This is a genomic window from Pseudomonas sp. NFX224 (assembly GCF_048565165.1).
Taxonomy (GTDB): domain Bacteria; phylum Pseudomonadota; class Gammaproteobacteria; order Pseudomonadales; family Pseudomonadaceae; genus Aquipseudomonas.
Genome location: NZ_CP183416.1, coordinates 6,362,487 through 6,389,253, shown reverse-complemented (window position 1 = coordinate 6,389,253; position 26,767 = coordinate 6,362,487). Strand labels below are relative to the sequence as shown.

Genomic DNA, 26,767 nt, shown 5'->3' with positions numbered 1-26,767 from the left:
GCTCCTACAAGGGGATCTCGGTGATTTCAAGATTGGGGTCACCTGGGCTAAGGTGATTGCAAAGCCCCAACCCGCCGAGCCTTCATGTCCTTTCTCACCCGCACCCACCCGCGCCTGTCTGCCGCCATCCTCCTTGGCATCGCGGCAGGCTTTCTGGTTCCGGCCGAATCGCCCATCAGCAAGGTCCTCATCGGCTGGAATGCCGGCGTCTGGATCTACCTGCTGCTGATGCTCTGGCTCACCGTGCGCTCGAAAGCGCCTGACGTGAAACGCATCGCCGAAATCGAAGACGAAAACGCCGGGCTGGTGCTGGCGCTGGTGTGCATTGCGGCACTGGCCAGCCTGGCGACCATCACCTTCGAGCTGGCCGGCAGCAAAGACCTGGACACCACGCGCAAGCTTTTGCATTACGGCTTCACCGCCCTGACCGTCATCGGTTCATGGCTGCTGATCGGGGTCATTTTCAGCGTGCACTACGCACGGCTGTTCTACACCTGGGAGGGCAAGGAACCGGCGCTGCGGTTTGCCGAGGGTTTGACGACGCCCAACTACTGGGACTTCCTGTACTTTTCGTTCACCATCGGCGTGGCGGTGCAAACCTCGGACGTTGGCGTGGCGACTCGGGAATTGCGCAAGATCGTGCTGGCACAGTCGTTGATCGGGTTTCTGTTCAACACCGCCATTCTCGGGTTCTCGATCAACATCGCCGCAGGACTGTTCGGCTGAAGACTGCACAAACGTTCTAGGCATCACCCTCGGTGCGGGCGTTAAATAGTCAGGCAATCCGTCCCACAGGTGCCGCATGACCACTCACAACTGGATCGACCTGACCCAGGACGCCAACACCGGCATCGAGACCCTGCGCGCGCATTTCGAAGGCCATGCCTACGACCCGCACTGGCATGACAGCTATCTGGTGGGCGTCACCGAGCAAGGGGTACAGCAGTTCAACTGTCGGCGGGCCAAACACCAAAGCACGCCGGGCAAAGTGTTTTTGCTGGAACCAGGCGACATCCACGACGGTGAAGCGCCGACCGAAGGCGGTTTCACCTATCGCATGTTGTACCTCGACCCGCAGTGGTTGCGGCGCGAGTTAGGCGCCGTATTCGACAACGCTCCGGACAACAGCGAGCTGAGTTTCGCCAACACCCTGGCCAGCGATTCGCGCCTGGCCCACGCCACCAGCCTGGCGTTTGAGGCCCTGCACGGCGGTGAACTGAAGATCGTCCGCCAGACTGCCCTCGACGGACTGCTCGAACGCCTGACCAGCCACCTGCACTGGCGCACCCGCTACGGCGAAGATCCTCGCCTGCCGCTGGTGGCACAAAAGGCACGGGAATACCTGCACGCCAATGCTCAATTGGACATCGGCCTCGATCAACTGGCCACCGTCACCGGTGTCGATCGCTTCCGGCTGACCCGCGCTTTCAAAGCGGCTTACGGCATCGCGCCCCACGCCTATCTGGTGCAATTGCGCCTGGCCACGGCGCGGCGGATGCTGGCCCGTGGCGAACAACCGGCGACCGTGGCAATGGCACTGGGTTTTGCTGACCAGAGCCATTTGGGCCGCTGGTTCATGCGCGCCTACGGTCTGACGCCGGCGCTGTATCGCAAACGTTGCTCAAACCTTCCAGACAGCCAGACGCCGGGATTGTGAAGATCGCACTCACTGATCTTCACCGGAGTTTGCCCACCATGCTGTCCTCATTCCCAACGCTATTGCCCTTCCTGATGTTTGCCTTTGTCGCGGCGATAACCCCCGGCCCGACCAACATTCTCGTGTTGAGCAACAGCGCCCGATACGGACTGGCTGCTGCCCTCCCGATCATCCTTGGCGCCTGTGCCAGCGCTGCGACGCTTGTGCTGCTGGTGGGCACTGGCGCCGGTTCTTCATTGATGCAATGGCCCTGGCTGCAAACGTTTATGCAATGGGCCGGCGTGGCGTGGTTGAGTTACCTGGCCTGGCAGATTTTCCGTGCGCCGGTCGAGGCCATTGCCGTTCAGGACACCGAATCCCGCCTCGGCTGGATCGGCGCCGCGAGCCTGCAATGGATCAACCCGAAAGCCTGGATGATGGCGCTGGCGGTGGTGAGTGTGTTTGCGGGTGCAGGTGAAGAGCGCTTCGCCCATGTGATCTGCCTGTCCCTGGCATTTTTCCTGATTTCCTTGCCTTGCCTCGGGGTTTGGGCATTGCTCGGCGCAGGCTCCGGTCGCTGGTTGCGCTCGCCCCGTGCGATACAACGGTTCAATGGTTGCATGGCACTGTTGCTGCTGTGTTCGGCCTGGTTGAGCGTGCTGGCGTGATCGGCAAAAGGCTGCTTAGCCTGCAGTGAACGTTGTGGTCGCCGGAGCCGATAATCCGCCTGCGACACTCCTCGCCCAGACTTTTGCACGGTACCTCTTTCCGGGCGCCAGTGCGGCCGCGCCACGTTGATGGGCACCATGTCGGAACCGGATACCTCATAGCCATGGACATTGGGGCACACGTCGCACCTTGCGTAGGGCTCGTCCCAAGTGAGCAACGCGATGCAGCATGTTGATTTCCCCTCCCGCGACATCAGCCAAAGGCGCCGGGTTCGTGGTCGGTGCTGGCAGTGGCACAACGGCCAGCTCTGAAGACATGACGTTCTCCTGCGCCGGGTGCCGAACGCCGGAGACTCAGTGAGTCAACATACCCCGAGCGCAATCGACACCCAGCTCCGTTTTCGGGAGCGCCGGGTACGGCCATCAATGCCCGTACCCGACAGTATTCGCTGGTCACTGCACAACTTCGATTACCAGCTGTAGCGAGCACCCACGTTGAAACCCCACGGCTGCTCGATCTTGTCGCCATTGCTGTAATCAACATCAGCGTGCAACGAGACTTTGTCGGTCAAGGTCATGGCGACCCCCGCTCCCAGCTCACCTCGGGAGCCGGAAAGATCGGTTTTGAACGGGTTGTTGTTGACCTCGACATCATTGTTCTCGGCGAACTCGTGTACATAAGCCGCCCGCAGGTACGGTTGCACGACCTTGCCTTCACCCAGATTGAAATTGCGTCCGGCGGTGGCACCGACCTTGCCGAGCAAGGAACGCGCGCGATCGCCCTCTGCGGACAAACCGTTGTCCAGGTCGTAACTGGCGCTCTGCACCACCACGCCCGACAACTGAGTGAAAGGCTCGACAAAGTAGTCGTCAGCCAACTTGATATGCCGGCCGAATTCCAGCGATGCACCGACACCATTGTTGTCGTAGTCACCCTTGGCCTTTGTGCCGTCGCTGAGTCGTACGTCGGACTCATTCTGGAAGCGGTTGAACTTGAGCACGCCGTCGAAGTAGTAGCCGCTCGGTTCATCCAGCCAAGTGGTGTAGGCCCCCAAATAGTAGCTATCTACCGTGCCGCTGGAGCCACGGGCCATGTCCAGGTCGGACTTGCTGTAACCACCCAGCAACCCCACCAGCCACTGGCCATCGCCGATTGGCATAGGTGCATCGGCACCGAACGACAGACCCTGCTGGGTTTGCTGGTAAGCCACACCGGAGCTGGCGCTGACATCGAACTTGTTGCCGTACGCGCGAATCCAGCCGCCGGCCTTGCCGTTGTCCATGCGCACTTCGCCCATGCGACTGCGCAAAGTGCTGAGTTCACCGTACCAAACGGTAGGCGCGGCATTGAACAGCGCCATCACCGATTGAGTGCCCGGGCTGATGGTTTTAGTAGCGGTATCGAGAAACCAGTCGTTGTTGCCCTGCTTGATCAGGTCATAGGAAAACGCACCGAGGTCGACAGCGCCGCCCGCCAGTTTGAACGTCGCATCCCCCGAGCCGATATGCACGACCGCCGTCGATCCCGCCGCCGTGGGTTCAGTGCCGCTGCTGTCGAGCGCAATCGTATGGTTGCCGCTGGCATTGCCGGTGACGGTCAGGGTATCGATCTGGCCGGTGGTGAAGTTGTTGTGCATGTAGAACGTGCCGCCCTCGCCCGACAACGTTCCCACGGAGAGCTTGAAGAACTCCCCAGGGTTGCCGAACTGTACGCCACCGTCGTTCAAGGCCAGGTTTTCGACACTGCCATCGCCAACCATTACCCAAAGGGCATCGCTGTTGACTGCCAGGTTTTGCACATTGTCGAGGCGACCGGTCAGGGTTGCGGCGTTTTCCAGGGTGACATTGGCCGTGCTGGTGCCATCGGCAACGATATCGCCCACCAGATGACTGTTTCCAACACGCAGATTACCTTCAGCACCATTGACGACTTCCATCAATACGCCATTGCTGCCCGTCAGGGTTGAGCCATTCAGTACGGCGATATTGGCCGATACGCTCCCGGCGTTCAGGGTATCGACAATAATGGCCGAGCCATCTTGCCCAGTAACGTTCGAGCCACTGAGGTTCAGCGTGCCAGGCGCATCAATCGCCGGATCGAAATTGAATTGAACACCGCTCTTGCCCCCGACAATGCTGCTGTCATTGGCGTTGACCGTGCCGTTAAACACACGCAAGCCCGCTGCGCTGGTTCCCGTCACCGTACTGCCCGTCAGAGTCAACGTGCTCAGCGCGTTGACCGTTGCACCGTTTTGCCCACCGGTGATGGTGCTGCCGCTCACTTGCGCTGTAGAGCCTTGGGTATTGGCGGCATCGTGACTGAGCACCAGGCCAATCCGGTTGCTGCTGATAGTGCTGCCGCTGATGGTTGCGTTGCTGGCGTTCAAGGCGACACCGGTGGCTGCGCCCCCCTGAGCTTGGCTTCCGACCAGATTCAAAGTCGACTGGGTCACCTGAATGTCTTGAGTAACGGTGTTGTTCCCGTTCAGGGTCGCGCCGTTGATCAATCGATAGCTATCAAAGTTGACGCTGCCGTCGATATCGAGTGTGGTGCCATTGATCGTGCGAACGGCGGACATGCCTTGTTCGCTGATCATCAACAAGGGCGCGATGGCAAGAAGTCGCAACATACGTGACACAGGATTCAAGGTGAACAAAGGGCAAACAGCCATAACAGACTCCACGGTATCTGGACGATAAAAGTCCGGAACACCCCTACACACCGGGACGTTCCGTACTACAAGGCGACGCAAGGTATCCAGAAACAACTTTCTGATATGCAGGAGTCTCCTTAAACCTTTGTAGGATTTATTACCTAGACCCACCTCAGTCCAAAGCAACGACTTGCATGCCGTGTATCCCAAACCATTGCTTTCAGGCCATTGCCAAGGTCAGGGAATGACACAAGTTCCCGATCCCGCCGAGAGCACCACCTGTGTTTCCGATGCCGGCACTCGCAATCTGGAGTATTACGGTTTCGGCATCCGGAAACTCCCGAGGGAGCAGGCCGGGTGGATTTCCAGGCTTCGTTACAGCACTGACATCCGGCTCGACGAAGCTCGTCGAGCCATAACGCCCAGGTTCGCGTTGACTCCAAGCGGGTAATTTTTTCTTGCTGCGTAACTCGTCATGACGTCGTTCTCCCATGAACAATACTTCGGCCCTTGCACACGCAATGGCCACCAAGTCTGTCTGGCAGATCGAGATATCGGGTGAGAAAAACACTGTCCCTTCGCTCTGCTCGATCACTGGACCTCGAGCGAATAAAGCAACAACGCGATACTGTAAAGTTGACAGGTCCCCGCATTTTTTTGCTCAGTGGGAAGGCGTTCACAAGGGTTTGTTATCGGATGTTCAAGCACTCAACTAAAGACAGGAAACCTCAGGCCCGCCGTTCCTCGAGCACGTCCTCCGCACACAACGCAATGCGCCGGCAGGCATCCGCCAGCTTCGGCCGGTCCACCACCAGACCGATGCGAATATGCCCCGCCGCACTCGGCCCGAAGGCTTCGCCGGCCAGTACCGACACGCCATACCCTTCCAGCAATCGCTCGGCAAAATGCTGCGCCGAAAGCCCGGTGGGGCGCACATCGACCATCACGAACATGCCGCCATCGGGGCGAATCGCCCGGATGCCAAGGCACAGATTCAGGCTGGCGCACACCAGGTCGCGGCGCAGGCGATATTCCTCACGCATCTGCGCCACTTCCGGCAGGTGATTATCGAGGGCCAATTGCGCGGCGTTCTGGATGAAATCCGGAATGCCGAACAGCATGCACAGCGACAGATTCACCAAGTGTTCACACAAGGGTTTCGGCCCGATCACCCAGCCCACCCGCCAGCCGCTCATGGCGTGGGATTTCGACAGGCTGTTGATGGTCGCGGTGCGTTCGGCCATACCCGGCAAACTCGCGGGGCTGACGTGTTCGCCCTCGAACAGCAACTCGCTGTAGACCTCGTCGCTGATCAGCCACAAGTCATGGCGAATGCACAATGCGGCCAGCGCTTGCCAGGTTGTCAGCGGCAGGCTGGCGCCGGAAGGATTGTTCGGGCTGTTGAGTAAAATGGCACGGGTCTTCGGCGTGATCCGTGACGCGACATCCGCAGGATCAACCCGAAAACCGTTCTGCGAGCGCACCGGCACCGGCACCACTTTCGCCCCGCAGGCGCCGAACACGCCTTCGTAGGTCACGTACATCGGTTCGGCGACCAGTACTTCGTCGCCCGGATCGAGCAGGCATTGCACCACCGAATACACCGCGCATTGCGCGCCGGGGAACACAATCACATGCTCGGCGTCCACTGTTTGACCGCTGCGTTGCTGATGACGCCGGGCAATGCTGGCGCGCAAACCCTGGCTGCCGCGCACTGCCGGGTAGTGCGTGTCGCCGGCCAACAAACTGTCGATGGCCGCGTGGACGATGGGTATTGGCGTGTCGAAATCCGGGTCGCCAATCGACAGCAGCAGTACATCGACACCCTGCTCGCGCAACTCAAGCGCTCGATCGTGAATCTGCCAGGCCGCCGCTCCATCACCGGCGATTCGTTGGGTCAAGGCTGAGTAGCGCATGCGGTTCTCCTGTCGCGCGGTTTCCTTGCGACAACCCTATCTTAAATCGCCAAACACGCCACCCCGTAAGTCATTGTTTAATGGTGTTTAAGGTTACTTCCTAAAAGCCACAAGAATTGGCGCCGTTGCCTACGGGTACGCCAGAATTCGCCGGCTTGTGCGCTTTGGAGGCCCTCGGTAACTTGATTCGTGTCACTGCTCAACAGTGATCGGGTTTAGCAACTCGGGGTTGTAAGTAAGGTGCATAAGCTCCTGTTAGTCAGGTATTCCCATGCCTGCACTTGATGGTGGCTGTGCGCAGGACGCCTTCGGGCGCGCCAGCTTTGCTCGCTTCCCCGGTCAGCTAACCTGCGCACAGCTGCCTCCTTCTCGTTTCGCAGCAAGAGGGTTGGCACCCCATCAGAGAAGCAAGCATATGTCCAAAGTATCACCGAACCCGCCGAACACCGATCCAGCCTCCCCGTACGAACTCGATTCAGAAAAGCTCAACGAAGCCGCCGAACGCGCCCTCGACTTTCACTTCCCCTCAACCGCCGACATCAAAGCCACACCGCGCACCGTCAGCACCCTCTTCACCGTCGACCCTGAGGTGACGCTCGAAACCCTGGCCGTTTATTTAGTCGAGACCCTGGCCTCGGTGGATGTGATGGTCCATCAGTTGGTTGATCACCTGGACGGTGAATCACGCAATGCGCTGCTGGGCATTTCCAACAGCGTGATGCTGGCGGAAATCACGGCGAATCGGGTGCTGGATCAGATTGATCCACCGCAGTAGTTGCGGTCTCAGTGGTGAATAATTTGTGGCGAGGGAGCTTGCTCCCGCTGGACTGCGTAGCAGGCCTTCTTTTTTGGGGCCACTACGCGACCCAACGGGAGCAAGCTCCCTCGCCACAGGTCAATCAGCTTTGGCGCCTGGCCACCCGCCAAACCCGCGCCACATCACTCGCCCGCTCTTGCAGCAAACGCGGTGCCTGAGCACACGCCTGCTCCAGCGTCATCGGCCCGCTCGCCAACGCGAACGCGGCATCGATGCCATGCTCGTACAGCGCCTGATAACCCTCACCCAGCGTCCCGGCGATGACGATGACCGGCGCACCGTGCTGCCGCGCGATACGCGCCACGCCAAACGGCGTCTTGCCGCGCAGGGTTTGCGCATCGAAACGCCCTTCGCCTGTGATCACCAGATCGGCATTTTTGACCGCATCAGCCAGGCCCACCAGTTCGGCCACCACCTCAACACCGGCCTTGAATTGCGCACCCAAAAACGCCTTGGCGGCAAACCCCAAACCGCCCGCCGCGCCACTGCCCGGTTCGTCGCGCACGTCCTTTTCCAGAACGCTTGCGCAGTGCTCGGCAAAGTGTCCGAGGGCGCGATCCAATTGCTGGACCTGCTCAGGTGACGCACCTTTTTGCGGACCGAAAATCGCCGAGGCACCGTGGGGGCCGCACAGTGGATTGTTGACGTCGGCGGCGATATCGAAACGCACATCGGCCAGACGCGAGTCGATGTCGCTGAGGTCGATGCGCGCCAATTGTCCGAGGGCCAAACCGCCCGGAGCGAGTGACTGACCTTGAGCGTCGAGCAGTTTCACCCCCAAGGCTTGCATGGCCCCGGCGCCACCATCGTTGGTCGCACTGCCGCCGATGGCCAGAATCACCCGTTGCGCGCCGGCATCCAGCGCTGCGCGTATCAACTCGCCGGTGCCGAAGGTGCTGCTGACGCAGGCATCACGCTGAGCCAGTGGCACCAACTGCAAACCACTGGCTTCGGCCATTTCGATGATCGCGGTGTGGCTGTCGGGCAACCAGCCCCATGCGGCATTCACTGTGGCGCCCAATGGCCCGCGAACCTCAGTGCGGCGCAGCTCGCCATCGCACGCCGCCAGAATCGACTCGACGGTCCCTTCCCCGCCGTCGGCCATCGGGCATTTGATCAACTGCGCATCAGGCCAGACTTCGGCCAACCCAAGGGCGATGGCATCGGCCACACCTTGTGCGCTGAGGCTGTCTTTAAACGAATCGGGGGCGATCACGATTTTCATGGGAATTCTCCAGTTCCAATGCCCACATGCTGCCAGCCGACACACACAATAACGCCGGTCCGCTGCACAAGCGGGCAATAGGATTATTGTTCATTTCCACAAAACCCGGCGCCATTCACAGGTTCGTATCGGTTTGGGGAAGCAGTTGCACGCCCAGATACAGCGCCAGCATGCCGTCCAGTTTCAACGGATCAACCCCACTCAACTCGGCAATACGCTCCATCCGATAGCGCAAGCTGTTGCGATGAATCCCCAACGCCTCGGCGCACGCCTGGCTCTGGCCATCGTGTTCGCACCAACTGCGTAGGGTCGCGAGCAACTGGCCGTTGCTGTCCTTGGCGATGACTTTACGCAACGGGTTGAGCAATTCGTCCAGCGCATCGTCGTTGCGATGGCGCCAGAGCATCACGGGCAATCGATAGCGGTTGAGCGTCAGCAATCGGGAACCGGGCAACACATCGCGCCCGTAGGCCAGCAAGTCGCCGACCCGACGATAGCAGCGGCGCAACCCGGTCAACCCATCGGCCTGCCCGCCCACCGCCAGGCGCAGAATGTTCCAGCCCAGGCCGTCGAGTTTTTCCAGCAGCCGATCATTCTCGACGGTCTGGCTGGCCGGCCGGCACCACAGCAACGAGGACTTCGCCGAACTGACGCACCAGCTATCGGGATAGCGCGAGGTCAGCCAGGCACTCAGCGCCTCGACGGTTTGCCCCGGCCCGTGTTCCATGCCCAATTCGAACAGGTACGGCACCCGTGTCATCTGCGGCTTGAGCCCCAGTTGTTGTGCCTCGTCGATCAAACGGGGCGAACCCCCGGCATCGCTGAGCAACAACGCCAGCAGGTCATCACAACGCTGGCGCCGCCATTGTTGCTCGGCTTGCTGGTTGCGCTGGCCCACCAGCATCTCGGCCGTCATCCGCACCAGCTCGGCGTAGGTGCGCAGTTGTTCGGGTTCGCCGGTGATGCCCAGCACGCCGATCAAGCGCTGATCGAGCATCAGCGGCAGGTTGATTCCCGGCTGCACGCCTTTGAGGTGGACCGCGGTTTGTGCATCGATTTCCACCACGCGACCGTTGGCCAACACCAGTTGCGCGCCTTCGTGCCGGGTGTTGACCCGCTCCGGCTCGCCGCTGCCGAGGATCAATCCCTGACTGTCCATGACGTTGACGTTGTACGGCAGGATCGCCATCGCGCGGTCGACGATGTCCTGGGCCAGGTCGTGATCGAGTTCGAACATAATGGTGATCCTTGAAAGCGTGGTTGTTCACCCGCACAGGGCTTGGTGACAAACCCTGTGCTCAGGCACAAAGACAGCAGCCCCGAGGGTGGTCGAGACTCTGGGGGCGATCAACGTTACCCTTTGCATCGCAAAAAATCATAATAAAGAGAGAGCCGTTATGACACAGAGCGCCGTAGCGTCCGATGCCATCGCTGACGACAAAAACGCCGTCTACAAGCGCATTACCCTGCGTTTGATCCCCTTCATTTTCATCTGCTACCTGTTTAACTACCTCGACCGGGTAAACGTTGGCTTCGCCAAGCTGCAGATGCTCGACGCACTGAAATTCAGCGAAACCGTGTACGGCCTCGGCGCCGGGATCTTCTTCATTGGCTACGTGCTGTGCGGCGTTCCGAGCAACCTGGCGCTGACCAAATTCGGCCCGCGACGCTGGATCGCGCTGATGATGATCACCTGGGGCACGCTGTCGACCTGCCTGCTGTTCGTCACCACGCCGACCGAGTTCTACACTTTGCGTTTGTTCACCGGCGCGGCTGAAGCCGGGTTCTTCCCGGGCGTGGTGCTTTATCTTTCGCAATGGTTCCCGACCTTCCGCCGTGGCCGCATCATGGCGTTGTTTATGTCCGCGATCCCGGTGTCGGGCCTGCTTGGCAGTCCGTTCTCTGGCTGGATTCTCAACCACTTCGCCGCAGGTCAGGGCGGCCTCGCTGGCTGGCAGTGGATGTTCCTGCTGCAAGGCATTCCGACCGTGATCCTCGGTGCGCTGGCTTATTTCCTGCTCAGCGACAGTTACGCCAATGCCAAATGGCTGACTCCATTCGAGCGTTCGGTGCTGGAAGCCGACCACGCCGAAGACCTGGTCAACAAGCCGAAAACCACCACAGATTCGCTGCTGGCCGTGTTCAAGAATCCGGCGATCTGGGCGTTCGGCCTGATCTACTTCTGCATCCAGAGCGGCGTGTACGCGATCAACTTCTGGCTGCCGTCGATCATCAAGAACCTGGGTTTCAGCGATAACCTGGTGATTGGCTGGCTGAGTGCGATTCCGTACCTGCTGGCCGCGGTGTTCATGCTGATCGTGGGTCGCTCGGCGGACCTGCGCAAAGAACGCCGCTGGCACTTGGTCGTACCGATGCTGATGGGCGCGCTCGGTTTGCTGATTGCGGTGAACTTCGCCGCCAACCCGGCCATCGCCATCCTCGGCCTGACCATCGCCACCATGGGCGCCCTCACCGGCCTGCCGATGTTCTGGCCAGTGCCAACCGCCCTGCTCAGCGCGGGTGCGGCGGCGGGCGGCTTGGCGTTGATCAACTCGATGGGCCAGATGGCTGGCTTCCTTAGCCCGTACCTGGTGGGTTGGGTCAAGGACAGCACCGGTTCGACCGATGCGGCGTTGTATCTGCTGGCCGGTGTGATTGTCTGCGGTAGTTTGCTGGCGTTGCGCATGACCCGCACCCTGCGCGCCTAAGCACCGCAAATCCCTTGTGGGAGTTAGCCTGCTAGCGATAACTGGGTGTCAGTCCGCATTGATGTTACGGACACACCGCCATCGCTGGCAGCTAGCTCCCACACTTGCTCCGGGGATGTTTGAGATTTCCGTTTGCTCATGGTGAGGGTTCTGGTATTTGATTGAGCCTTTCCCTCCGGCAAAAGGATTTCCTCATGAGCTACCGCACACTGGGTCATTCGGGCCTGCAAGTGTCTACCCTGACCCTGGGTACGATGATGTTCGGCGAACAGACCAGCACCGAAGATTCCCTGCGAATCATCGACAAGGCCTGGGACCAGGGCATCAATTTCATCGACACCGCCGACGTCTACACCCATGGCCACTCCGAAGAAGTCGTCGGCGAGGCCATCGCCCGTCGCCGCCATGAATGGGTGCTCGCAACCAAGGTCGGGTTCGGCCCGGTTGATGGCGTACCGAACCGCAGCGGTTTGAGCCGCAAGCATATTTTCAACGGTCTCGAAGCCAGCCTGACGCGCCTGGGCACCGACTATCTCGACATCTATTACCTGCACCGCGAAGACCACAACACGCCGCTGGAGGTGACGGTGTCGGCCATCGGCGATTTGATCCGCCAGGGCAAGATCCGCTATTGGGGCCTGTCGAATTACCGTGGCTGGCGGATCGCCGAGGTGATTCGTATCGCTGACAAACTCGGGGTCGACCGGCCGGTGATCAGCCAGCCGCTGTACAACATCGTCAACCGTCAGGCCGAAACCGAACAGATCACCGCCGCGCAGAACTACGGCCTCGGTGTCGTGCCTTACAGCCCTTTGGCCCGTGGCGTGCTGAGCGGCAAATACGCGCCGGACGCGAAACCGGACGCCAACAGCCGCGCCGGGCGCCAGGACAAACGCATCCTGGAAACCGAATGGCGCGTCGAGTCCCTGCGCATCGCCCAGCAGATCCAGCAATACACCGAGCAACGCGGCGTGGGCATCGTCGAATTCGCCATTGCCTGGGTGCTGAACAACAACGCCGTTACTTCCGCCATTGTCGGCCCGCGCACCGAAGCGCAGTGGGATGCCTACACTAAGGCGCAGGCGGTGAAGATCACGGCGGAAGACGAAGCGTTCATTGATTCGCTGGTGACACCGGGGCATGCATCAACACCGGGGTTCAATGATGTGAGCCATTTTGTGTCTGGCCGCAAGCCGCGTAATACCTGATCCCCTCTATCGCCTGTGGGAGCTAGCCTGCTAGCGATTGCGGTGCAACATTCAACAGAGATGTTGGCTGGAAGATCGCTATCGCTAGCAGGCTAGCTCCCACAGTTGGACAGAGTTGATTGATTGGTCAATATTCAGTTCGAAAACCACGTATCCTCCGCCCCCCCTGTTTCACCTTCAACCTCGCGAGGACAGCTTGTCTAAAGGTATCGCTCTATCGGTTTCAGCCTCGGTGCTGTTTGCCGTCATGTATTACTACACCTCGCTGCTTACCCCTTTGAGCGGCGTGGAAATTTTCGGCTGGCGCATGTTGCTGACCGTACCCTGCATGACCGTGTTCATGCTGCTATCGGGTGAATGGCGGCGTGTGGTCGACCTGCTGCGCCGGATCGGTGCGCAACCCAGGTTGATCGCTGGCATGTTGCTCTCGTCGGTCTTGCTGGGCGTGCAACTCTGGCTGTTCATGTGGGCGCCGCTCAACGGCTACAGCCTTGATGTGTCGCTGGGTTATTTCCTGTTGCCGCTGGCCATGGTGCTGACCGGGCGCATCGCCTACGGGGAGCAGCTGTCGTATCTGCAAAAGGTCGCGGTGTTCTTTGCCAGCCTTGGCGTGATCAATGAGCTGTATCAGGTCGGCGGTTTCTCCTGGGCCACGCTGGTGGTGGTTGTCGGTTATCCGCTGTATTTCGTGCTGCGCAAATGGTTGAAGACCGACAACCTCGGCGGGCTGTGGCTGGACATGACCCTGATGCTGCCGATCGCCTACTGGTTTGTGCACGGTGGCGAGCAAGGCTTCGGCGTGTTCGATCAGCACCCGGCGCTGTCCTGGCTGATCCCGTTGCTCGGTCTGATCAGTGCATCGGCGCTGGTGGTCTACATCATCGCCAGTCGCTTGCTGCCGTTCAGTCTGTTTGGTTTGTTGAGCTACGTAGAACCGGTGCTGTTACTGGGCGTGGCGTTGTTGCTGGGGGAAAGCATCAAGGCTGGCGAATGGCTGACCTACATCCCGATCTGGATGGCGGTGCTGGTGCTGATGTTTGAAGGGTTCAAGCATTTGATGCGACAGCGCAGGCCTTAAACGCACCACAAAACAAATGTGGGAGCTATCCTGCTAGCTCCCACAGTTGTTTATCGGTGTAATGGTTTAGTCCGTGGAGAGAACACCACGACGCACCTGATCACGCTCGATCGATTCGAACAGCGCCTTGAAGTTACCTTCGCCGAAGCCGTCATCCCCCTTGCGCTGGATGAACTCGAAGAACACCGGGCCCATCAGGGTTTCCGAGAAGATCTGCAACAGCAGGCGCTTGTCGCCCGACTCGGACGAACCGTCCAGCAAAATGCCCCGCGCTTGCAGCTCGCCCACCGGCTCGCCGTGGTTCGGCAAACGGCCTTCGAGCATTTCGTAGTAGGTGTCCGGCGGCGCCGTCATAAAGCGCATGCCGATGCTTTTCAGGTGATCCCAGGTCTTGATCAGGTCGTCAGCCAGGAACGCAACGTGCTGGATACCTTCGCCGTTGAACTGCATCAGGAACTCTTCGATCTGCCCGGCGCCCTTGGACGATTCTTCGTTCAAAGGGATGCGGATCATGCCGTCCGGCGCGGTCATGGCCTTGGAAGTCAGACCGGTGTATTCACCCTTGATGTCGAAGTAGCGGATTTCGCGGAAGTTGAACAGCTTCTCGTAGAAGTTGGCCCAGTAAGCCATGCGACCGCGATACACGTTGTGGGTCAGGTGGTCGATGATCTTCAGGCCCGCACCCACCGGGTTTCGGTCAACGCCCTCGAGGTACACGAAGTCGATGTCGTAGATCGAGCTGCCTTCACCGAAACGGTCGATCAGGTACAACGGCGCGCCGCCGATGCCTTTGATCGCTGGCAGGTGCAGTTCCATCGGACCGGTTTCGATGTGGATCGGCTGGGCGCCGAGTTCCAGGGCGCGTTTGTAGGCTTTTTGCGAATCCTTGACGCGGAACGCCATGCCGCACACCGACGGGCCATGCTCGGCCGCAAAGTACGAAGCGACGCTGTTGGGTTCGTTGTTGAGGATCAGGTTGATCGCGCCTTGGCGATACAGGTGCACGTCTTTGGAACGGTGGGTCGCGACCTTGGTGAAGCCCATGATCTCGAAGATCGGCTCCAGGGTATTCGGGGTCGGCGATGCGAATTCGATGAACTCAAAGCCCATCAGGCCCATTGGGTTTTCGTATAAATCTGCCATGGTTGGCGCCTCATCATGCTTTTTAGAATTAACAAATGTTAGTTGCTAGCAATGCTGAGACCGGTGGGTGGCGCGCAGGAGATGCCACGCACGCTGCGGGCGAGAAAGTCACCGTAGATCAGTTGAAACCCGAAAATCTTCATTGTCGACCCAAGGCTGTTGCGGGCGAGGCTTCTGCTGCCAGAAGTCCATTATTCTTGTATGCGTAACCTGATTCTACACAGCGTAAATCAGTTTGTCCGCCCTCTGTATAAAATCCCCCTTTTTCATCCGCGTGCAAGGGGTTTGTTGCACAGGAAGATCCCCAGCAGAATCAGCCCTCCCCCCAGGTACATCGCCAGCGACAGTTGTTCGCCCAACAGCAACGCGCCGAGGATCACGGCGGTCAGCGGGTTCAGGGCGATAAACACGCCCGAGCGCGTCGCACCGATTTTGCGGATGCCGTCGTAATAGCCGATGTAGGCCAGCGCCGAGCCCAACACGCCGAGGTACATCAGGCTCAGCCATTGTTGTGGACCGAGACTGGCGAGCGCGGTGGGGTCCAGTTCACCGCGCACGGCGCTGGTCAACCACAGCATCAGTGTCCCCAGCAAAATCGAATACGTAACGGTCTGCAACGGCCCGAGGCTGTGATTGAGTTCCCTGGAGAGCAGCGAGTAAACGCCCCAACCGAGCACACAGCCGAGAATCAGCAGGTCACCAATCCAGGCATCGGCATTGCCGGCCAACAACTGCGGGTTACGACTGACAATCACCAGGCTCGCCCCGGCGATGCAAATGGCGATACCGACGACTTTGCCCCGACTCAATCGCTCCTTGAACAGCCACCATGAAGCCAGGCCGATCACCGCAGGATTGAGCGCCACGATCAACGACGCTCGCGAGGCGTTGATGTAGTGCAGGCCATAAAAGAAACAGATGTTGTAAAAGAAGATTCCGAAAAACCCCAACAGCGCCAGTTGCAGCCACTCTCTGGGGCTGGGTCGCGCCAGCGGTACGCGGGTCAACAGTAAAAACAGCAACAACGCTGCGCTGGCCAACAGAAACCGCAGGCTGGCCGCAAACAACGGGCTGAGGCCGTCGGCCAAAAACCGCCCCGCAACAAACGTACCGCCCCAGATCATAGTGACCGCCGCCAGTTTTAAATAAACCCGCACATCGGAGGATTGGGTCAGGCTCTGCTCACATGGGGTCATAAGTCTTCCGAACTGGCGATCGCTGGGATGACGTATCATTCAACTAATAGCCAGTCATCGTAAAATGAGTAAAGACTCATGACCCTCACTCAATTGGAGATCTTCTCCCTCATCGCCGAGCTCCAAGGCTTCACGGCTGCGGCCAATCGCCTGGGGGTCAGTCAGTCCGCGATCTCTCATGCCTTGAAATCGCTGGAGCGAGAATTAGGCGTTGAGTTGCTGCGCCGCCATCAATCGCAGGTCGAGTTGAGCGATATCGGCGAGCTGCTTCTATTGCGCGCACGGGCCATGCTTGGCCTGGCCAACACTTTGCGCCAGGAAGCGGCAGATGCCCGTGGCATGAAGCGCGGTACCTTGCGCATCGGCTCGTTCGGGCCGACGTCGTCGATCAAGCTGCTGCCGCTGATTCTGCAGCACTACCGTGCGGCCCATCCGGGCATTGAGGTGCACATCGATGAAGGGCCGGACCGCCAGGTGGTCCAGTGGCTGGAAGAGCGACGCATCGATATCGGTTTTGTGGTGCTGCCCGACGAGCGCTTCGACACGGTGACGCTGGTGGAAGATCAAATGGTCGCGCTGCTACCGACCGGCCACCCGTTGGCGGCGCTCGACAGCGTGAGTTTGAAGGATTTGTGCAACGACCCTTTTGTGTTGACCGAGGCCGGCTCCTCGGAGCTGGTTTCACGACTGTTCAGTGCCGCCCGACTGACACCCAACATCCGGTTTCGCTGCTCGCAGCTGCTCAGTACGCTGGATACGGTCGGCCGTGGTGATGCACTGACCGTGGTCGCCGAAGGTTCGCTGCCCGAACACAACGACAGCCGCTATGTAAAAAAACCACTGGCGCCGACGGTGACACGCCAGGTCGGCGTGGCTGTACTCGATCAGCGCCAGGCATCGCCGGCGACACTGGCCTTCATCCAACTCGCCCGGTCTTTGAACTATCCATGAGCGGAATATTTTCCAAGCACCAACTATCATGGGCTCTACCTGAACTCTTCTTGGAAGGCGTTGCGTCCGGCCAGCATTTGAGAGCCCTATTACATCGTCACAGGTTTCACGAATGCCACTGAAAGCCAAGAGCCGCAATCGCAGCACCAGGATTGCTATCACCCTCGCGAGCGGATTGCTCCCGGTCATCCTGGGTTTTGTCATCCTCTATCTGCAGGCTGAGCGCGCACTCAAACAAACCGCGCAACTGACTGCCGAAGAAGCGATTCGCCAGTTCGAGCTGATGCTCGACAACACGGCCCAGGCTGCACGCGAGTTGCTGCCGCTGGCCGGACAAAGTTGCATCGACGTCAACCTCGCCCTGCGCGAACAAGTCACCCGGCGCCCATTCGTGCGTTCGACCACTTTGTTGTGGGACGACACCATTTATTGCACTTCTCTGTTTGGCGAATATAACGAAAGAGTTTCGCCCGGGGACTACATCGGTGGCCGCTTGTTCTTGATGAAGGGCAACCCGGTAACGCCTGACACCGCGTTACTGGTGTATCGACTCAGCGAAGGTAAACGTGGCGCGATGAGCACGCTGGACGGCTATCACTTGAGTAACGTGCTGCGCTTGATCGGCCGTCAGACGATACTGGTGCTGCAAGTAGGCCCCAACTGGTTGACCGCCGAAGGTCGCTTTCACAACAGCGCCCTGCCCGACTTTCCCGTCGCGCAAAGCATGCTGACGTCATCACGTTATGAATTCAGCGTGGCCGCTGGTTTTCCGGAAGGTGAAACCTGGCGCTACATGAGCAGTCAATATCCGCCGCTGTTCAGCCTGCTGATCTTCTTCGGTGTTGTGGCCGGCTTTATCGGACATGTTTTGCAAAAGCGTTCATCGTCCCCCACCCATGAAATGAAGCGTGCGCTGGACGCTGCGGAGTTCGTTCCGTACTTTCAGCCGGTTGTGCAAAGCGACAGTAAAAAAGTCTCAGGCGTGGAAGTTTTGATGCGCTGGAACCATCCAAAAGAAGGCCTGGTGCGGCCTGATTTGTTCATTCCATTTGCCGAACATTCCGGGTTGATCGTGCCGATGACCCGTTCATTGATGCAACAGACTGCGACCTTGCTCGGGCCTCTGTCCCCGTCGTTCGTTGAACCCTTTCACATCGGCATCAACATCACCGCCAGCCACTGCCAGGACCTGGAACTGGTTGAGGACTGCCGCGAACTCCTCGCGGCTTTCGCACCTGGTTCCATCCACTTGGTGCTGGAGCTTACCGAACGCGATCTGATCGAACCCACGGCCATTACCCACCAACTGTTCGAGCAGCTCCACGGGCTTGGCGTGAAGATCGCCATCGACGACTTCGGAACCGGTCATTCCAGCCTCGGCTATCTGCGCCAGTTCAATGTCGACTTTTTGAAAATCGACCAGAGTTTCGTCGCCATGATCGGCATCGACACACTGTCGAGCCACATTCTGGACAGCATCATCGAACTGGCGACCAAGCTCGATCTGGCAATGGTTGCAGAAGGTGTGGAAACCCAGGCGCAAAGTGATTACCTCACCGCCCACCACGTTAACTCCCAGCAAGGCTATCTGTTTGGTCGGCCAGTGCCTGGCGCGGAGTTCATTAGTGCATTAAGTGACCATTAACTAATGGTTTTAAGCGACGAGGCAACGATTTACCGCACCAATTTGAATCAAAACACTACTCACGTTACATGAAGAAAAAGACATGATTTACTCTTGGCCAATTAACTACTACAATTTTTCATGCCTGCAGAAATCTGGCAGGTGAGCCATTTATCACCGAGTCGCTTCAAGGCTCTTGGCTTATAGCTTTGTTTGCGGTTGGTATCAGCCAAACACACTATTGGAGTAAAGATATTGTCCAGACTCGCTGAATTTCGTGCCGCTGAAAAGGCCCTTCAAGAACAGCTCAAGCAGCTTGAATCCCTGAAGAACGATGCCGGGCTCAAGAAAGAAATCGAATTCGAAGAAAAGCTCCAGGGGTTGATGAAAACTTACGGCAAGAGCTTGCGCGACATCATCGCCATTCTCGATCCGAACCCGGCTAAATCCGGCCTGCAACAGGCCGCGGCGCCGAAAACTCGCCGCGCTCGTGTGGTCAAGGTTTATCAGAACCCGCACACCGGAGAACTGATTGAAACCAAAGGCGGCAACCATCGCGGCCTGAAAGCCTGGAAGGAACAATACGGTGCTGCCACCGTTGATTCCTGGCTGCGCGGCTAAGCACTCGCGCTGTGAAAAAAGCCCTGCGAATGCAGGGTTTTTTTATGAACACCCTCTAAATGCAACGATATTGGCCGACTAACTCGCTACTTGCCGCTTAACTTTGTGCTTAATCCGTTCAGGTATCTAATAATTTCAGAAACGGCGCAAAGCCTGTAGTCACTAAAGTCTTCGATTAAAGTTTCAAGGCGTTACGAGCTGCCTCTATTTCTTCCTGACTCGCCTTATAAGCTTCCGCTTGTCCGGCGTAGGAAAGTACGTAGGCTTTATCGACATCCACTGCGGCGACCAATGTTTGAGAAAGCACATGGCGACCGTTCTGCGTGATGGTGCAGGTGGTTTCCAGTGCCGATAAACGGCTCAAGGTAGCCGGATGAATCCGGTTGCAGACACTTTGATATCCGCCCTGGAAGAAGTCTTTCTGCACCGACTTACGCATCTCCAGCAATACGCCTTCAAGATTCACCTGATGACCACTTTCCACTGGGGTCATGGTCAGTTCCATGACCATCACGGGAGTGCCGCCCTGATCGTTTTTTACCGCGCGCTGACGAGACACACTGGAGGCGGTATCACCTTCGATCTCTTCGACCTGCCAGCCTGCGGGCCAGGTCATGACCGGCGCCTCGGCATGAGCGCAGGCCACCACGGACAGCACGCCAAACAGGATGAACAGCGACTTACCGAATCGAATCATTGCAATAAACACTCATGTATTGAGCCGTAAAGTCTGAGCCTCGACCGACTGTCAGGCAATAGCCGACGCTTTGGGTTTGGTGATGTCGGAACCCTTGCGTATCATTGTCGCCATTCGTCAGCCCCACTTATTTTCCGGAGGGCCCATGAGCCTGCAAGAATTGAACACCTTCCCCGGCGTAACCGCACAACCTGACACCGCGACCCAGAAGTTTGTCTTCAACCACACCATGCTGCGGGTCAAGGACATCACCAAGTCCCTGGACTTCTACACGCGCATCCTGGGTTTCTCGCTGGTTGAAAAACGCGACTTCCCGGAAGCAGAATTCAGCCTGTACTTCCTCGCGTTGGTCGACAAGGCCCAGATCCCGGCCGACGCCGCCGCACGCACCGAGTGGATGAAATCGATCCCCGGCATTCTCGAACTGACCCACAACCACGGCACCGAGAACGATCCGGACTTCGCCTACCACAACGGCAACACCGACCCACGCGGTTTCGGCCACATCTGCATCTCGGTGCCGGACATCGTCGCCGCGTGCGAGCGTTTTGAGGCGCTGGGTTGCGACTTCCAGAAACGCCTGACCGATGGCCGCATGAAGAGCCTGGCGTTCATCAAGGACCCGGATGCTTATTGGGTTGAGATCATTCAGCCAGCGCCGCTGTAAGGCTGCGATCTTTTGATCCACAAAAAAACCCCATGATCACTCATGGGGTTTTGTGTTTTCAGCGTCCCGGTTTACGCCGGGGCTGACGTCCGGATCAAGTGGTCGAAGGCGCTGAGGGAAGCCTTGGCACCCTCGCCCACTGCAATCACGATCTGCTTGTACGGCACGGTGGTCACGTCGCCAGCGGCGAACACGCCCGGCAGCGATGTCTCGCCACGCGCATCGACGATGATCTCGCCGCGCGGTGACAACTCGACGGTGCCTTTGAGCCAGTCGGTGTTCGGCAGCAAACCGATCTGCACGAAGATGCCTTCGAGGTTGATCGTGTTGAACTCACCTGAATCGCGATCCTTATAGACCAGACCATTGACCTTCTGCCCATCACCCTTCACTTCACTGGTCAGTGCGCTGGTGATGACATCGACGTTCGGCAGGCTGTACAACTTGCGTTGCAACACCGCATCAGCGCGCAGCTTACTGTCGAATTCCAGCAGCGTGACGTGACTGACAATACCCGCCAGATCGATCGCCGCTTCAACGCCGGAGTTACCGCCGCCGATGACCGCTACACGCTTGCCCTTGAACAGCGGGCCGTCACAGTGCGGGCAGAAACATACGCCTTTGGCTTTGTATTCCTGCTCGCCCGGCACACCCATTTCGCGCCAGCGTGCGCCGGTGGCGAGAATCAGCGCCTTGGTTTTCAGGGTGGCGCCGCTTTCGAAGCGAACTTCGTGCAACTCGCCAGGGGTCTTCGCCGGAATCAACGCGCTGGCACGCTGCAGGTTCATGATGTCGACGTCGTATTGCTTGACGTGCTCTTCAAGGGCACTGGCCAGTTTCGGCCCTTCGGTTTCCTGAACCGAGATGAAGTTTTCGATGGCCATGGTGTCCAGCACCTGACCACCAAAACGTTCAGCCGCGACACCGGTACGAATGCCTTTACGAGCGGCATAAATCGCCGCCGATGCACCCGCCGGACCACCGCCGACCACCAGTACATCAAAAGCTTCTTTGGCGCTGATCTTCTCAGCCTGACGCTCGATGCCACGGGTATCGAGCTTGGCGAGAATCTCTTCCAGGCCCATTCGACCCTGACCGAAATTAACACCGTTGAGGTAGATGCTTGGCACCGCCATGACTTGGCGTTCATCGACTTCGGCCTGGAACAGCGCGCCGTCGATAGCGACGTGGCGGATGTTCGGGTTCAGCACCGCCATCAGGTTCAGCGCCTGGACCACGTCCGGGCAGTTCTGGCAGGACAGCGAGAAGTAAGTCTCGAAGTTGAACTCGCCTTTGAGCGAACGGATCTGTTCAATGACGTCGACACTGGCCTTCGAAGGGTGGCCGCCGACTTGCAGCAAGGCCAGCACCAAGGAGGTGAATTCGTGGCCCATCGGGATGCCGGCGAAACGCAGGCTGTTGTCGGCTCCTGGGCGATTGATCGAGAACGACGGTTTGCGTGCATCGTCACCGTTATCGATCAAGGTAATTTGGCTGGAAAGACTGGCAACGTCCTTCAGCAGTTCGAGCATTTCCTGGGATTTCGCACCGTCGTCGAGAGAAGCAACGATCTCGATCGGCTGGGTGACCCGTTCCAGGTACGATTTCAACTGGGCTTTAAGATTGGTGTCCAACATACGGGCGATTTCCTTGAATTTTTGAGACAAAAAAACGCCCGAGCGAATCTCGCCCGGGCGTTTTTATTGGGCGGTGCAGCTTGCTTAGAAGGTGCGGAAGTCCGCCCTGATGAAGCGCGTCACAGACTTAGATCTTGCCGACCAGGTCCAGGGACGGAGCCAGAGTAGCCTCGCCTTCTTTCCACTTGGCTGGGCAAACCTGGCCTGGGTGAGCCGCGACGTATTGAGCAGCCTTGATTTTGCGCAGCAGCTCGGAAGCGTCACGGCCTACACCGCCATCGTTCAATTCAACGATTTTGATCTGGCCTTCAGGGTTGATCACGAAGGTGCCACGGTCAGCCAGACCCGCTTCTTCGATCAGCACGTCGAAGTTGCGGGAGATGGCGTGGGTTGGGTCGCCGATCATGGTGTACTGGATCTTGCCGATGGCTGGCGAAGTGTTGTGCCAGGCAGCGTGGGCAAAATGGGTGTCGGTGGAAACGCTGTAGATCTCGACGCCCAATTTCTGGAAGGCGTCGTAGTTGTCAGCGAGGTCTTCCAGTTCGGTTGGGCATACGAAGGTGAAGTCTGCTGGGTAGAAGAAAACGACAGACCACTTGCCTTTCAGGTCAGCGTCAGAGACTTTTACGAAGTCGCCGTTTTTGAATGCGTCAGCTTTGAACGGTTTTACTTGGCTGTTGATGATAGGCATCGTTGACTCTCCGTCAGGGGTTAAGAAGTTGATGGAAAGAACTTTACCTATCCAAACGCTCGATAGCTCATTGGCAAACCTGATGCTGCTGATTGGCTTTCGCTATTAGCCATCAGTATTAATAGAAGAAATCTGAATTTACGGTGGCAGCGGTTTTTCGTCGACGCGTGTCATGCCCAGAAAAGGGCTGGCTTCGATGTAGCGCATGGCGGACTTCATGTCCTTCCAGCCCACGTAACTCATCAACGACTTCAAGTCCCAGCCAGCCTGATGCGCCCACGAGGCAAACCCGCGGCGCAAGGAATGGCTGGTGTAGTGTTCCGCAGCGATGCCCGCGCGCCCAAGCGCCTGGCGCAACAGTGGAATCACGCTGTTGGCGTGCAGGGCTTCTTCACTCAAATGCCCCCAGCGATCGATCCCGCGAAAAACCGGCCCGCGCACCAATGCGGCTTCGCTGATCCAGTCGATGTAGGCCTGCACCGGGCACAATCGCTGCAAGGCCGGCGTCTGATAAGTCTTGCCGAGGTTTTCGCGATCGCTCTTGCTACGCGGCAGGTACAAGGTGATGCCGGAGCCGGCGTGGGCTTGCACATGGTCGACCTGCAATCGACAGAGCTCGTCACTACGAAAACCGCGCCAGAAGCCCAACAGAATCAGCGCCGTGTCGCGCCTGGCTCTAAGCAAACCGGGCTGATCGCCTTGCGCCCTCGCGGTTTGCGCCTCCTGCTCAAGCCAGGCGATGACTTGCTCCAGTTGTTGAAGCTGCAACGGTTGAGCCTGCTTCTCCTGAGCCGGATGCAGCGCACGAATGCCCTTGAACACCTTGCGCACCACTGGCGCTTTGGTCGGGTCGGCAAAACCCTGGCTGTTGTGCCATTGCGCCAGTGCCGACAATCGCAGTTTCAAGGTATTGATCGACAGCACGCCCGCGTGAGCGACTAGATAGCGCGCCACGCTGTCGCTGGTGGCCGGCAGAAAACCTCCCCACGTCACTTCGAAATGCTCAATGGCCGCGCGATAGCTGCGACGGGTGTTGTCGCGCGTCGCGGCGTGCAGGTAACGATCCAGCTCGGTCATGGGTCCAACTCTCGAATGCGTACTGCTTTTGCCGGTAGAAGTGGATTTTCGTCGTCTAACACGGGGTAATACCAGTATATCCCGTGTTAATACCCATCCGTATTTATCTTTTATATTTGAATGGTACAATGTGTATTCTCGTAATACGTACCACATCACGAAATCGTAGGAGTAATCATGGCCCGTGGCGGTGTAAACAAAGCAGTGGTTCTAGCTGCACGAATGGCGATCCTCGCCCGCGGCGAAAACCCCAGCATCGATGCAGTACGGATCGAAATGGGCAATACCGGTTCGAAAACCACGATTCATCGCTACCTGAAAGAGCTGGACGACAGCACGCCGAGCGCTGAAGCGGAGTCCGCAGAACCGATCGATGACGAACTGATGGCGCTGGTCTCTCGACTGGCGCAACGCCTGAAGGAACAGGCGCAGGAGCCGATCGATCAGGCCCGCGAACAATTCGAGCAGCAGCGCAAAGCACTGGAAACGCAGCTGGCGCAAGCCGAGAAAGCCAACACCGAACTGCACCAGCAGTACGAGATTCAGAGCCTGGCACTGACCCAGGAATCGGAGGCACTGCACGAAACCCGCGCCAGTTTGCAAACCGAACAAAACCGCAACGCCGGGCTGAATCAGGCACTGGCGGATTTCGAATTACGCTTGCAAGACAAGGATGAGCAGATCCGCTCACTGGAAGAAAAGCACCTGCATGCTCGCGATGCACTGGAGCACTATCGCAACGCCGTCAAGGAACAGCGCGAGCAGGAACACAGTCGTCATGAAGGTCAGGTGCAGCAGTTGCAGATGGAGTTGCGTCAGGCACAACAAAGCGCATTGGTGCGCCAGGATGAAGTCACCCAACTGCACCGCGACAATGAGCGTTTGCTGACCGAAAACCGCGGCACGCTGCGCGAGTTGAGCTTGATGCAAGAGCAACTCAAGCAGAGCAACAGCCGTCAGGACCAGTTACTGGAACAGGCAAACCGCGTCGATGCCGAGCGCACCCTCCTCCAGGAACGCTTGCGTGTCGCCCTGCTGGAAAGTCAGGCGCAAAAACAGAACATCGATGAGCAGGCGCAGATCAACAAATCGCTGGAAATTAAACTGGCAAAGGCCCAGGCAGAACTGGAAGAAAGCCTGCGCCTGGCCGCTGCTGTTGCAGCAGTGGCAGACGCAGCCAAAGACGATTAACCGGCGACCGGCGTACGCATGGTGACGAACTCTTCGGCGGCCGTCGGGTGCACGCCGATGGTTTCGTCGAAGTGGCGCTTGGTGGCACCGGCTTTCAAGGCGATCGCCAGGCCCTGAACGATTTCACCGGCATCCGGACCGACCATGTGGCAACCCAACACCTTGTCGGTCTTGGCATCCACCACCAACTTCATCAGCGTGCGCTCCTGGCATTCGGTCAGGGTCAGCTTCATCGGCCGGAAGCGGCTTTCGTAGACCTGCACTTCATGGCCGGCCTCGCTAGCCTCTTCCTCGGTCAAACCGACGGTGCCGATGTTCGGCAAGCTGAACACTGCCGTCGGAATCATCTTGTAGTCCACCGGACGATACTGCTCAGGCTTGAACAAGCGTCGCGCCACGGCCATGCCTTCGGCGAGCGCCACGGGCGTCAGCTGCACACGACCGATCACATCACCGAGGGCGAGGATCGACGGCTCGGCGGTCTGATACAGCTCGTCCACTTCGACAAAGCCTTTCTTGTCGAGTTTGACCCCGGTGTTTTCCAGCCCAAGGTTGTCCAGCATCGGACGGCGACCGGTGGCGTAGAACACACAATCGGCATCCAACTGACGACCATCCTTGAGCGTGACTTTCAGGCTGCCATCGACCTGCTTGTCGATGCGCTCGATGTCGGCATTGAATTGCAGGTCCATGCCGCGCTTGCTCAGTTCTTCCTGCAAATGCTTGCGTACCGAACCGTCGAAACCGCGCAGAAACAATTCACCGCGATACAGCAGCGTAGTTTGCGCGCCAAGGCCATGGAAAATCCCGGCGAACTCGACGGCGATGTAACCACCACCCACCACCAATACACGCTTGGGAAGCTCTTTGAGGAAGAACGCCTGGTTGGAACTGATCGCGTGCTCATGCCCCGGAATCTCCGGGATCTGCGGCCAGCCGCCAGTAGCAATCAGAATGTTTTTCGCGGTGAAACTCTGACCATTGATCTCGACCGTATGCGGGTCGACGATCTTGGCGTGCCCCTCATGCAAGGTCACGCCGCTGTTGACCAGCAGGTTGCGGTAGATGCCATTCAGGCGATTGATCTCGCGGTCCTTGTTGGCGATCAGCGTCGGCCAATCGAACTGCGCCTCGTCCAGAGTCCAGCCGAAACCTGAAGCCTGCTCGAAATCCTCGGCAAAGTGCGCACCGTAGACCAGCAGTTTTTTCGGCACGCAGCCAACGTTCACACAGGTCCCGCCCAGATAACGACTCTCGGCCACGGCCACTTTCGCCCCGAACCCCGCCGCAAACCGCGCAGCCCGCACACCGCCAGAACCGGCACCAATCACATAAAGGTCAAAATCGTAGGCCATTTTCAAT

The 26,767-nt window shown here is 58.5% G+C and carries 24 protein-coding genes; 12 read left to right on the top strand and 12 right to left on the bottom strand.

Features of this window, described 5'->3' with window-relative positions; translation table 11 throughout:
* The first annotated feature begins 84 nt into the window (after positions 1–84).
* The 3 genes from ACNYC6_RS29340 (at position 85) to ACNYC6_RS29330 (ending at position 2,304) form a co-directional block, all read left to right on the top strand.
* Positions 85–726 carry a DUF1345 domain-containing protein gene (locus tag ACNYC6_RS29340; RefSeq protein ID WP_419710360.1) on the top strand — a complete coding sequence of 214 codons (642 nt, stop codon included), beginning with the start codon at positions 85–87 and terminating at the stop codon, positions 724–726.
* 76 nt (positions 727–802) lie between these two features.
* Entirely contained in the window at positions 803–1,657 is an 855-nt protein-coding gene (locus ACNYC6_RS29335; protein WP_419710359.1) for an AraC family ligand binding domain-containing protein, read from the top strand.
* A 38-nt stretch (positions 1,658–1,695) separates the two neighbouring features.
* Entirely contained in the window at positions 1,696–2,304 is a 609-nt protein-coding gene (locus tag ACNYC6_RS29330; RefSeq protein ID WP_419710358.1) for a LysE family translocator, read from the top strand.
* Between the two features lie 470 nt (positions 2,305–2,774).
* Here ACNYC6_RS29330 and ACNYC6_RS29325 read toward each other — a convergent pair whose 3' ends face one another.
* From ACNYC6_RS29325 to ACNYC6_RS29315, 3 genes are all read right to left on the bottom strand, one after another.
* Positions 2,775–4,976 carry an autotransporter outer membrane beta-barrel domain-containing protein gene (locus ACNYC6_RS29325; protein WP_419710357.1) on the bottom strand — a complete coding sequence of 734 codons (2,202 nt, stop codon included), beginning with the start codon at positions 4,974–4,976 and terminating at the stop codon, positions 2,775–2,777.
* A 202-nt stretch (positions 4,977–5,178) separates the two neighbouring features.
* Positions 5,179–5,553, bottom strand: a complete 375-nt coding sequence (locus ACNYC6_RS29320) for a hypothetical protein (protein WP_419710356.1) — start codon at positions 5,551–5,553, stop codon at positions 5,179–5,181.
* A gap of 133 nt (positions 5,554–5,686) precedes the next feature.
* Entirely contained in the window at positions 5,687–6,874 is a 1,188-nt protein-coding gene (locus ACNYC6_RS29315) for a pyridoxal phosphate-dependent aminotransferase (protein WP_419710355.1), read from the bottom strand.
* Between the two features lie 415 nt (positions 6,875–7,289).
* Here ACNYC6_RS29315 and ACNYC6_RS29310 point away from each other — a divergent pair, with 415 nt between their 5' ends.
* Positions 7,290–7,649: a DUF6124 family protein gene (locus ACNYC6_RS29310; protein ID WP_419710354.1), complete on the top strand. Its 360-nt coding sequence runs from the start codon at positions 7,290–7,292 to the stop codon at positions 7,647–7,649.
* 124 nt (positions 7,650–7,773) lie between these two features.
* Here ACNYC6_RS29310 and ACNYC6_RS29305 read toward each other — a convergent pair whose 3' ends face one another.
* Both ACNYC6_RS29305 and ACNYC6_RS29300 read right to left on the bottom strand, forming a co-directional pair.
* On the bottom strand, positions 7,774–8,916 hold the full coding sequence (locus ACNYC6_RS29305) for a glycerate kinase (RefSeq protein ID WP_419710353.1): 1,143 nt from the start codon (positions 8,914–8,916) through the stop codon (positions 7,774–7,776).
* A 115-nt stretch (positions 8,917–9,031) separates the two neighbouring features.
* Positions 9,032–10,153 (bottom strand): sugar diacid recognition domain-containing protein, encoded by a 1,122-nt coding sequence (locus ACNYC6_RS29300; protein WP_419710352.1) that lies wholly within the window; start codon positions 10,151–10,153, stop codon positions 9,032–9,034.
* Positions 10,154–10,313: 160 nt separating this feature from the next.
* On the opposite strand from ACNYC6_RS29300, the gene ACNYC6_RS29295 reads away from it, so the two are divergent.
* From ACNYC6_RS29295 to rarD, 3 genes are all read left to right on the top strand, one after another.
* Positions 10,314–11,624 (top strand): MFS transporter, encoded by a 1,311-nt coding sequence (locus tag ACNYC6_RS29295; RefSeq protein WP_419710351.1) that lies wholly within the window; start codon positions 10,314–10,316, stop codon positions 11,622–11,624.
* 194 nt (positions 11,625–11,818) lie between these two features.
* The gene (locus tag ACNYC6_RS29290; RefSeq protein ID WP_419710350.1) at positions 11,819–12,832 is read left to right on the top strand and encodes an aldo/keto reductase; all 1,014 of its coding nucleotides are present in this window, start codon (positions 11,819–11,821) and stop codon (positions 12,830–12,832) included.
* 196 nt (positions 12,833–13,028) lie between these two features.
* A complete protein-coding gene (gene rarD / locus ACNYC6_RS29285; RefSeq protein WP_419710349.1) occupies positions 13,029–13,910 on the top strand; it encodes an EamA family transporter RarD in 882 nt (293 codons plus the stop codon).
* A gap of 66 nt (positions 13,911–13,976) precedes the next feature.
* On the opposite strand, the gene hppD is transcribed toward rarD, so the two are convergent.
* On the bottom strand, positions 13,977–15,053 hold the full coding sequence (hppD, locus tag ACNYC6_RS29280; protein ID WP_419710348.1) for a 4-hydroxyphenylpyruvate dioxygenase: 1,077 nt from the start codon (positions 15,051–15,053) through the stop codon (positions 13,977–13,979).
* 266 nt (positions 15,054–15,319) lie between these two features.
* Positions 15,320–16,249: a DMT family transporter gene (locus ACNYC6_RS29275; protein WP_419710347.1), complete on the bottom strand. Its 930-nt coding sequence runs from the start codon at positions 16,247–16,249 to the stop codon at positions 15,320–15,322.
* Between the two features lie 78 nt (positions 16,250–16,327).
* Between ACNYC6_RS29275 and ACNYC6_RS29270 the strand changes: the two genes are divergently transcribed.
* The 3 genes from ACNYC6_RS29270 to ACNYC6_RS29260 all read left to right on the top strand — a co-directional run bounded on the left by ACNYC6_RS29270 (position 16,328) and on the right by ACNYC6_RS29260 (position 19,445).
* Positions 16,328–17,200 carry a LysR family transcriptional regulator gene (locus tag ACNYC6_RS29270; RefSeq protein WP_419710346.1) on the top strand — a complete coding sequence of 291 codons (873 nt, stop codon included), beginning with the start codon at positions 16,328–16,330 and terminating at the stop codon, positions 17,198–17,200.
* Between the two features lie 112 nt (positions 17,201–17,312).
* Positions 17,313–18,845, top strand: a complete 1,533-nt coding sequence (locus ACNYC6_RS29265) for an EAL domain-containing protein (protein WP_419710345.1) — start codon at positions 17,313–17,315, stop codon at positions 18,843–18,845.
* A 234-nt stretch (positions 18,846–19,079) separates the two neighbouring features.
* Positions 19,080–19,445 (top strand): histone-like nucleoid-structuring protein, MvaT/MvaU family, encoded by a 366-nt coding sequence (locus tag ACNYC6_RS29260; protein WP_008075430.1) that lies wholly within the window; start codon positions 19,080–19,082, stop codon positions 19,443–19,445.
* A 175-nt stretch (positions 19,446–19,620) separates the two neighbouring features.
* Here ACNYC6_RS29260 and ACNYC6_RS29255 read toward each other — a convergent pair whose 3' ends face one another.
* Positions 19,621–20,142, bottom strand: a complete 522-nt coding sequence (locus tag ACNYC6_RS29255; RefSeq protein ID WP_419710344.1) for a DUF4946 domain-containing protein — start codon at positions 20,140–20,142, stop codon at positions 19,621–19,623.
* 145 nt (positions 20,143–20,287) lie between these two features.
* Here ACNYC6_RS29255 and gloA point away from each other — a divergent pair, with 145 nt between their 5' ends.
* Positions 20,288–20,809, top strand: coding sequence for a lactoylglutathione lyase (gloA, locus tag ACNYC6_RS29250; protein ID WP_416127085.1), 522 nt, complete (start codon positions 20,288–20,290; stop codon positions 20,807–20,809).
* Positions 20,810–20,880: 71 nt separating this feature from the next.
* On the opposite strand, the gene ahpF is transcribed toward gloA, so the two are convergent.
* The 3 genes from ahpF to ACNYC6_RS29235 form a co-directional block, all read right to left on the bottom strand.
* A complete protein-coding gene (gene ahpF, locus ACNYC6_RS29245; RefSeq protein ID WP_419710343.1) occupies positions 20,881–22,446 on the bottom strand; it encodes an alkyl hydroperoxide reductase subunit F in 1,566 nt (521 codons plus the stop codon).
* 127 nt (positions 22,447–22,573) lie between these two features.
* On the bottom strand, positions 22,574–23,137 hold the full coding sequence (ahpC, locus tag ACNYC6_RS29240; RefSeq protein ID WP_007975937.1) for an alkyl hydroperoxide reductase subunit C: 564 nt from the start codon (positions 23,135–23,137) through the stop codon (positions 22,574–22,576).
* A 138-nt stretch (positions 23,138–23,275) separates the two neighbouring features.
* Positions 23,276–24,214 (bottom strand): site-specific integrase, encoded by a 939-nt coding sequence (locus ACNYC6_RS29235; RefSeq protein WP_419710342.1) that lies wholly within the window; start codon positions 24,212–24,214, stop codon positions 23,276–23,278.
* Between the two features lie 177 nt (positions 24,215–24,391).
* Between ACNYC6_RS29235 and ACNYC6_RS29230 the strand changes: the two genes are divergently transcribed.
* Positions 24,392–25,405 (top strand): DNA-binding protein, encoded by a 1,014-nt coding sequence (locus tag ACNYC6_RS29230; protein WP_419710341.1) that lies wholly within the window; start codon positions 24,392–24,394, stop codon positions 25,403–25,405.
* Here ACNYC6_RS29230 and gorA read toward each other — a convergent pair.
* Complete coding sequence (gorA, locus tag ACNYC6_RS29225; protein WP_419710340.1) at positions 25,402–26,760, bottom strand: glutathione-disulfide reductase; 1,359 nt, start codon at positions 26,758–26,760, stop codon at positions 25,402–25,404. The two genes, ACNYC6_RS29230 and gorA, sit on opposite strands and share 4 nt — an antisense overlap.
* Positions 26,761–26,767: the final 7 nt, after the last annotated feature.